Below are 8,174 nucleotides of genomic sequence, written 5' to 3' on the forward strand. Positions count from 1 at the left end.
GGGTCCAGCTCGGCCAGCACCGCCACGGCCTCGGCGTAGGTCTGGGCGGCGCGCACCACCGGATGGGCGGGCACCGAGGCGGCCCGCGCCAGACGCAGCGCCTGCTCGGAGTCCACGGGGCGCTGGGGAGAGCGCGCGGGGCAGTCCTCGGGCAGGTTCCTGGCGCGCTCGGCCAGCTCCAGGACGAACGCGGCGGTCAACTGACGCCCGGAGGCCCCGTCCGCCGCGGCGGAGACCACCAGCTCCTCCAGGGCGGGCCCGCCGCCCAGCGCCCGCACCCGGCGGCCGGTCAGCTCGCGCCGCGCCGCGTCCCTGGCCCGCCGGGGCTGGCTCTGCCGGTGCTGGGCCCAGATGGCCCGCAGCCGGTCGACGTCCATGAGGTCCTCGCGCACCAGGGCCGGAATCCGGTCCAGGTCCGCACCGCAACGTAGGGTATCCACGTGTCTTCCGTAGCCAGTGGACAGTTGGCCAAAACCTGTCTCGGGCCCCGACCTGTGGCCGCTACCGGACGCGTCGGAGCGTAAACCGGGAGTGTTCAGGGGCGGCGGCCGTGCAGCAGCCGCATCGCCTTCTGCTTCTCGAAGTCCAGCGCGCGGGCGGGCGCCGCGGCGAGCCTGCCCAGGCGCTCCCCGTGCGAGCGCACCCGCGCCAGCACCTCGGGCTCGGCCAGCACCCGCAGGGCGAAGGCCAGCGCGGCGGGCGGGATGTCGAACTCGCGCTCCAGCTCCAGGCCCACCGCGATCGTGCGCAGGTCCTCCTCCGTGAACCGGCGGTGCCGGTGCCCGCGCCCGGTGGGCTGCTCCTGGGTACGGGGCAGCAGGCCCAGGCCCTCGCGGTAGCGCAGCATCCGCGCGGTGGTGCCCACACGGTCGGCGGCCGCGGAGATCGGCACGGGGCCGCGCGGCCGGAGGTCGGAGGGGGGCGGGTCGTCGTCGAGGGCGGCCATGCACGCGACCCTAACCGACCCTCCCCACCAAGGAGCGCGAACCTGACGGTGAAATGTCAATTTCGCACGGTGATCCCGGTCGCGGCCCTAGAATCGGGTGCGCCACGACCATCACGAGTGAGGAACGCATGGCTTTCGACTTCAAGGTCGCCGATCTCTCCCTGGCCGCCTTCGGACGCGACGAGATCCGGCTCGCCGAGCACGAGATGCCCGGCCTCATGGCCACCCGCGCCGAGTACGGGGACAGCAAGCCCCTCCAGGGCGCGCGCATCATGGGCTCGCTGCACATGACCGTCCAGACCGCGGTCCTCATCGAGACCCTGGTCGCACTGGGCGCCGAGGTGCGCTGGGTCAGCTGCAACATCTTCTCCACCCAGGACCACGCCGCCGCCGCGGTCGTCGTCGGCCCCGACGGCACCGCCGAGGACCCCAAGGGTGTGCCGGTCTTCGCCTGGAAGGGCGAGACCCTGGAGGAGTACTGGTGGTGCACCGAGCAGGCGCTGACCTGGCCGGGCGCCGAGGGCCCCAACATGATCCTGGACGACGGCGGCGACGCCACCATGCTCGTCCACAAGGGCGCCGAGTACGAGAAGGCGGGCGCGGTCCCCGACCCCGACAGCGCCGACAGCGAGGAGATGGGCGTCGTGCTGCGCCTGCTCAGCGCCAGCCTGGAGCGCGACAACACCAAGTGGACCCGGATCGCCGAGCGGATCCAGGGCGTCACCGAGGAGACCACCACCGGTGTCCTGCGCCTGTACGAGATGCGCCGCGAGGGCACCCTGGCCTTCCCCGCGATCAACGTCAACGACTCGGTCACCAAGAGCAAGTTCGACAACAAGTACGGCATCCGCCACTCGCTGCCGGACGGCATCATGCGCGCCACCGACGTGCTCATCGGCGGCAAGGTCGCCGTGGTGTGCGGTTACGGCGACGTCGGCAAGGGCGCGGCCGAGGCCCTGCGCGGCCAGGGCGCCCGCGTGGTCGTCACCGAGATCGACCCGATCAACGCCCTCCAGGCCGCCATGGACGGCTACCAGGTCACGCTCCTGGAGGACGTGCTGGAGACCGGTGACATCTTCATCACCACCACCGGCAACTTCAACGTGATCATGGCCGACCAGATCACCCGCATGAAGCACCAGGCGATCGTCGGCAACGTCGGCCACTTCGACAACGAGATCGACATGGCGGGCCTGGCCAGGGTCCCCGGCGTGGTCAAGAAGGAGATCAAGCCGCAGGTCCACGAGTGGACCTTCCCCGACGGCAAGTCCGTCCTGGTGCTCTCCGAGGGCCGCCTGCTCAACCTGGGCAACGCCACCGGCCACCCCAGCTTCGTGATGTCCAACAGCTTCACCAACCAGGTCATCGCGCAGATCGAGCTGTTCACCAAGCCCGACGAGTACCCGACCGACGTGTACACGCTGCCCAAGATCCTCGACGAGAAGGTCGCCCGGCTGCACCTGGACGCGCTCGGCGTCAAGCTGACCCAGCTCACCAAGGAGCAGGCCGCCTACATCGGTGTGGACGTCTCGGGCCCCTTCAAGCCCGACCACTACCGCTACTAGGCAGCACATGACACTCCCCTCCCACCAGGTGGCGGACCTCGGCCTCTCCGGGGCCGGGGTCCGCCGCGTGGACTGGGCCGAGCGCTCCATGCCCGTGCTGCGCAGCGTGCGCGAGCGCTTCGCCGCCGAACGCCCCCTGGACGGCCTGCGCGTGGCCGCGTGCCTGCACGTGACCGCCGAGACCGCCAACCTGCTGCGGGCACTGCGCGCGGGCGGGGCGAGCGTGTGGCTGGCGGCGTCCAACCCGCTGTCCACCCAGGACGACACCGCCGCCGCCCTGGTCACCGAGTACGGGGTTTCGGTCCACGCGTGGGCCGGAATGGACCCGGCGGCCTATGACCGGAACCTGGTCACGGTCCTGGAGTCGCGGCCGCACCTGCTGCTCGACGACGGGTGCGACCTGGTCAACACGGCCCACATGGCCCGCCCCGACCTCCTCGACGGCGTGCTGGGCGGCTGCGAGCAGACCACCACCGGCGTGATCCGGCTGCGCCGGATGAGCGCCGAGGGCGAACTGCGGCTGCCCATGGTCGCGGTCAACGACACCGCCACCAAGCGCATGTTCGACAACCGGTACGGCACCGGCCAGTCCACCATCGACGGCATCCTGCGGGCCACCAACGCGCTGCTCGCCGGGCGCACGGTGGTCGTCGCCGGGTTCGGCTACTGCGGTCGGGGCCTGGCCGAGCGCGCCCGCGGCATGGGCGCCCGCGTGGTCGTCACCGAGGTCGACCCGGTCAAGGCCCTGGACGCGGTCATGCAGGGCTACACCGTCACCACCATGGAGGAGGCGGCCCCCGCAGGGGACGTGTTCGTCACCGTCACCGGCAACCGCGACGTCGTCCGCGCCGAGCACCTGGACCTGATGAAGGACGGCGCGATCCTGGCCAACTCCGGCCACTTCGACCTGGAGATCGACCTGAACGCCCTGGAGAGCCGGGCCGTGGAGGTCAACCGGGGCGTGCGCGAGCAGGCCGACGAGTACGTGCTGGCCGACGGGCGCCGCCTGCTCCTGCTGTCCGAGGGGCGCCTGGTCAACCTCGGCGCCGCCGAGGGGCACCCGGCGGCCGTGATGGACCTGTCCTTCGCCGTGCAGGCCCTGACCACGGCCTGGCTGGCCCGCAACGCCTCCGACCTGGAGCCGGGCGTGGTGGAGGTGCCGGCGGAGACCGACACCGAGGTGGCCCGGCTCGAACTGGCCGCGCTGGGGGTGCGCATCGACGCGCTCACCCCCGGGCAGGAGGCCTATCTGCGCTCCTGGCACGCCTGACGGGCGCTCCCGCGCAGTACCGGCCGCTTCGGACAGCGCTCAGCGTGGTCGCGGCCGGAGCGGGAAGCCGCCGCGCCAGCCGCTCCCGCGCGCCCGGGCTCAGCGGGAGGAGTGCGGGCCGTACCACTGCTGCTGGGGGCCGCCCTGCGGGTATCCGGGCTGGGCGCGCTGGGCGGCCGCCTCGTGGCGGCGCCGGCGCTCGGCGAGCACCGCGGCCAGGAAGTAGGGCGGTGTGGTCCCCGGCGGCGGGGGCGGACTGATCTGCGCGGCCACCGTGTCGGCCAGCCGGACGCCCATCTCGTGGCGGGTGTGCTCGGCCAGCTCCCCGTACCGGAGCACGTACTGGCGCGCCGCCGCCGCGGTCTCCGGGGACAGCCGCGACAGCTCGGTGGTGGCCGCCCAGGCCGCCAGGTGCGGGGGCATCGGGATGACCTCCTCGCGCGGCCTGCCGCCGCGCTCCTCCACCACCATCGTCCCGGCCACGAAGTCGCCCACGCGGCGGCCGTCGCGGTTGATCATCGACGTGATCAGCGCGACCACGCCGCTCGTCAGCCAGATCTCCACGAACGCGGCCAGCGCCCGGCCCAGCGCCTGACGGAACCGCTCGGGGGAGCCGTCGGTGCCGACCACGCGCAGGCCCAGGGCCATCTTGCCCAGGGAGCGCCCCCGGCTCACGGTCTCGAAGACCGCCGGGTAGCCGACCAGGATCAGGATCACGCTCGACAGCGACACGGCTGCGGTGATCGCGGGGTCCAGGCCCCTGCCGATCCAGGTGACCAGGACGCTCAGCGCGATCAGGGCGATGACCTGGACCAGGGCGTCGATGGCCAGAGCCGCCGCCCTGGTGGCGAAACCGGCCGGACGCAGGTCCAGGACCACGGCGTCACCCGTGACCAGGGGTGTCACGCCGTACACGTCGGCGCGGGCGTCGCCGTTGCCGGGATAGGACACCAGCACTCGCTCCCTCGGGACTGTCTGAAACCGTCGTCCCGACACTACCCGGCACACGGGACGGCTGTTCGCGGCGGAGTCGGGAGGGCACCCGGACGGACGGGTCGACGGGGGCCTCGTCAACCGGCTCCAGAGCCGGACCGCGCGCGGAACGGATAGGGTTCCCTGCGTGGATATCGACGTGTTCGCCGCGGCGCACGCCCCGGAGTGGGAACGGCTGGACAGACTGGTGCGCGGGCGCCGCTCGCTGGACGGTGAGGAGATCGACGAACTCGTCGAGCTCTACCAGCGGGTGTCCACCCACCTGTCGGTGGTGCGCTCCTCCGGTCAGGACCCGGCGCTGGTGGGCAGGCTGTCCGCGCTGGTGGCCCGGGCCCGCTCGGCGGTGACCGGCGCGCACGCCTCCGCGTGGCGCGACGTCGGCGGGTTCTTCACCCGCGTCTTCCCGGCGGTGCTGTACCGGCTGCGGTGGTGGTGGATCGGCACCAGCGCGGGCATGGTCGCGATCGCGGCGGTCACCGCCCTGTGGATCGTGTCCGAGCCCGACGTGCTGCACGCCCTGGGCACGCCGGACTTCATGGCCCAGTACGTCGACCACGACTTCGCGAACTACTACATGGAGAACCCCCGGGGCTCGTTCGCCGCCCAGGTGTGGACCAACAACGCGTGGGTGTCGGCGCAGGCCATCATCTACGGCGTGGCCCTGGGGCTGCCGACCCTGGCGGTGCTGCTGATGAACGCGGTGAACGTGGGCGTCGCCGCCGGGATCATGCTCGCCCACGGCCAGGGCGACGTGTTCTTCGGGCTGCTCCTGCCGCACGGCCTGCTGGAGCTGACCGCCGTCTTCGTCGCGGGTGGGGTGGGCCTCAAGCTGGGGTGGACGATCATCGCGCCCGGCGACCGCACCCGCATGCGCGCCCTGGGCGAGGAGGGGCGCGCCGCCATCGCGGTGGCCCTGGGGCTGGTGGTGGTGCTGCTCGTCTCCGGGCTCATCGAGGGCGTGGTGACCGGCAACGCCGCGGCCGGGGTCATCCCGATCCCGGTGGCACTGGGCATCGGCGTGCTGGCGGAGGTGCTGTTCCTGGTCTACGTGTTCACGGTGGGCAGGAAGGCCTACCAGGAGGGCGAGACCGGAGACCTGGAGAACGCCCCCGCCGCCGTCCCGGTGGCCTGAGGGCCTGTCCCGGCGAGCGCGGAGGGCCGAGGACCGGGGGCGTGGCCGCCTGCGGTCAGCGGCCGGTCCGCTGCGCGCCGAGTCGTCCGATCTCTGGCCGATTGAGGCCACGGACTGGCCGGGTGGGCGGTGCCGTGCCATCATCCGGGCCGTGGACACCGAATCCCCGCGCTGGTTCAAGAGCAGCTACAGCGCAGCGGCAACATGCTGTGTGGAGACCGTCGTCACTACGTCCGGCGTCGGTGTCCGAGACTCCGTGCATGCGGACGGTCGAACGCTCTGGTTGGCCGCACCGGAGTGGACGGCGTTGCTGCGCGTGGTCTCCGGCTCATGAGGGTGCCCCTGATGGGGTGGATCCACCCTGAACGATGAGTTCTTCGACCTCCGCGATGTGCTGCTCGACCATTTTCACCTGGTGGTGTTCCTGTCCCAGCTGCATGATCCAGACCCGTAGCACCTCGGTGAATCCCACAAGAGCTCTTCGAGCGTCGCCCTTTTCCTGAGCAGCTCTGGCCACATAAAAAGCAGCGTCAGCCGTCATGTGGTGGTCGGCGCCCAGGACACGTCGCCGTACTGCGTGAACACGCCGGAACCCGACCTCCGCCGTGGCGGGGTCACCCTGGCACATGGTCGCGTAGGCCCTGTTCTGCAAGGCGAGCAGAGCCAGGGGGTCCTCCTCCCCTGCGACGCGCACCCGTGCCTCCCCGACTTCCTCCAAAGTGGCCGCTGCCTCGCTCCAACGCTCCTGCCTGAGTGCGATCAGGCCCAGCTGGTAGAGGGAATCCAGGGTTTCGACGTGCTCGTGTCCCAGAGCCCTGCTCCTGTCCTCGTGTAGAGCGCGGAAAGCTTCGTCCGCCTCCTCCACCCGGCCCTGGTACAGCCAGGACTCAGCGAGGTGGTGCTTGGCCGAGAACACAGCGCGGTCGTACCGGCCGAACTGCTTCTCGGCGAACGCCATAAGGGCGGAGAGGGTTTCTTCGGCCTCCTCAAAGGCACCGAGGCGGAGTAGCGCTCGGGCAGCCGCCACAAGAGAGACGAATGCCTTTCGATGAACGGCCGTTGTGGCCACCGTCAGTTTCCCCACGGTCACCATGGCCGCATCCTTTTCGTGAGGGTGCAGACGTGTACGCAGCAGGACGATCTCGTAGAGGACCCTGAGCTCGAACTGGAGGTCCCGGTCGCGCTGCCAGGCGAGCAGCCGCTCCGCCTCGTTGACCAGCTCCAAGTCCTCCTCCCCGAACCCGGCGCGCACGGTCTCCGACACCAGCGGGTGCAGCCGCAGCGCGGTCTCCCCCTGGGACGAGACGACCGAGACCAGCCCGTGCACCACCAGCGCGTTCACCGCCCTGGCCAGGTCCGCGTCGGTCGGGGATCCCAGCACCCCGCCGTCCAGCTCCGACAGCGGCAGCCTGCGCAGCGGGACCTCACTGGCGTCGGGACCCAGCACCGCCAACAGCTTCAACAGCGGCACCGCCCTGGGCTCGCGCTCCTCCACCAGGCGCAGGGACAGCTCCCACACCCCCGACAGCAGCCCGCGCTCGACGTCGCCACCGGTGACGAAGGGCGCCGCCAGCTCGTCCAGAGCCCCCACGCCCTCGCCGAGCCGCGCCAACAGCGCGTGCGCGTCCGGGAACAGCACTCGGTGCGTGGCCAGGATCCGCCCGGCCAGCGACAGCGCCAGCGGCACCCCGCCCAACCGCCGGGCCAGCTCCTCCGCGCCCGCGAGCCCCGCCGCACCGCCCGCCCCCGCGTGGTCGGCCAGGGCCTCGGACGCCGCCGACCCCTCCAGCTCCCCGATCCGGTGCACCCGCGCGGGCGCCCACTGCGCGGGGTCGTCCACCCGGCTGGTCACCAGCACGAACCCGCCCGGACTCGCCCGCATCCACCCCAACTGGTCCCCGGGCCGGTTCTCCGGGTCCAGCTCCTCGGGCCGGTCGGCGTTGTCGATCACCAGCAGCCACGGCCGCGCCGCCGCGTCCAGGTGCCGCCACACCCACCGGGCCGCCTGGCGCCGCGCCCCCTTCACCCGCTCGGCCTCCTGCCGGGAGCCGCCCACCTCCACCGCGGCCTCGACCATGCTCGACGCCACGCTTCCGGGCCGCACCCAGAACACCGTCCACCCGTCACGACGCGCCCGCTCGGCCAGCGCCGCCGCCACCGTGGTCTTGCCGAACCCGCCCGGCCCGGTCAGCACGTGCGGAACCGGCGCACCGGCCTCCATCGCCCCGCCGAGGGCCTCCAGGAGCCCCTCACGTCCCCGTACGGCCG

7 protein-coding genes and 1 pseudogene are annotated in these 8,174 nt (G+C 72.2%); 4 read left to right on the forward strand and 4 right to left on the reverse strand.

From position 1 onward, the window contains the following. Together DQW06_RS14505 and DQW06_RS14510 are read right to left on the reverse strand one after the other, a co-directional pair. A pseudogene (locus DQW06_RS14505) lies at positions 1 to 440 on the reverse strand (hypothetical protein); the annotation flags it as partial. Between the two features lie 95 nt (positions 441 to 535). Beyond that, the gene (locus DQW06_RS14510; protein ID WP_013154761.1) at positions 536 to 946 is read right to left on the reverse strand and encodes a MerR family transcriptional regulator; all 411 of its coding nucleotides are present in this window, start codon (positions 944 to 946) and stop codon (positions 536 to 538) included. A gap of 128 nt (positions 947 to 1,074) precedes the next feature. Between DQW06_RS14510 and ahcY (DQW06_RS14515) the strand changes: the two genes are divergently transcribed. Then, on the forward strand, positions 1,075 to 2,511 hold the full coding sequence (ahcY, locus tag DQW06_RS14515; protein ID WP_013154760.1) for an adenosylhomocysteinase: 1,437 nt from the start codon (positions 1,075 to 1,077) through the stop codon (positions 2,509 to 2,511). Between the two features lie 7 nt (positions 2,512 to 2,518). Next, positions 2,519 to 3,781, forward strand: coding sequence for an adenosylhomocysteinase (gene ahcY / locus DQW06_RS14520; RefSeq protein ID WP_117198650.1), 1,263 nt, complete (start codon positions 2,519 to 2,521; stop codon positions 3,779 to 3,781). 99 nt (positions 3,782 to 3,880) lie between these two features. Here ahcY (DQW06_RS14520) and DQW06_RS14525 read toward each other — a convergent pair whose 3' ends face one another. Further along, positions 3,881 to 4,738, reverse strand: coding sequence for an RDD family protein (locus DQW06_RS14525; RefSeq protein WP_013154758.1), 858 nt, complete (start codon positions 4,736 to 4,738; stop codon positions 3,881 to 3,883). A 163-nt stretch (positions 4,739 to 4,901) separates the two neighbouring features. On the opposite strand from DQW06_RS14525, the gene DQW06_RS14530 reads away from it, so the two are divergent. Together DQW06_RS14530 and DQW06_RS29885 are read left to right on the forward strand one after the other, a co-directional pair. Next, positions 4,902 to 5,906 (forward strand): stage II sporulation protein M, encoded by a 1,005-nt coding sequence (locus tag DQW06_RS14530; protein WP_071622670.1) that lies wholly within the window; start codon positions 4,902 to 4,904, stop codon positions 5,904 to 5,906. Between the two features lie 151 nt (positions 5,907 to 6,057). Further along, complete coding sequence (locus tag DQW06_RS29885) at positions 6,058 to 6,240, forward strand: DUF397 domain-containing protein (protein WP_071622669.1); 183 nt, start codon at positions 6,058 to 6,060, stop codon at positions 6,238 to 6,240. On the opposite strand, the gene DQW06_RS14540 is transcribed toward DQW06_RS29885, so the two are convergent. Then, positions 6,235 to 8,174, reverse strand: a 1,940-nt coding sequence (locus tag DQW06_RS14540; protein ID WP_117198653.1) for a tetratricopeptide repeat protein, incomplete at its 5' end; no start/stop codon positions are given. The two genes, DQW06_RS29885 and DQW06_RS14540, sit on opposite strands and share 6 nt — an antisense overlap.

Origin of the sequence: Nocardiopsis sp. TNDT3 (assembly GCF_003427465.1) — a bacterium.
GTDB lineage: Bacteria > Actinomycetota > Actinomycetes > Streptosporangiales > Streptosporangiaceae > Nocardiopsis > Nocardiopsis dassonvillei.

Bases quoted from the DNA above. Each gene is read 5' to 3' on its own strand.
- DQW06_RS14510 (WP_013154761.1), bottom strand. From the start codon at position 946: ATGGCCGCCCTCGACGACGACCCGCCCCCCTCCGACCTCCGGCCGCGC.
- ahcY (WP_013154760.1), top strand. From the start codon at position 1,075: ATGGCTTTCGACTTCAAGGTCGCCGATCTCTCCCTGGCCGCCTTCGGA.
- ahcY (WP_117198650.1), top strand. From the start codon at position 2,519: ATGACACTCCCCTCCCACCAGGTGGCGGACCTCGGCCTCTCCGGGGCC.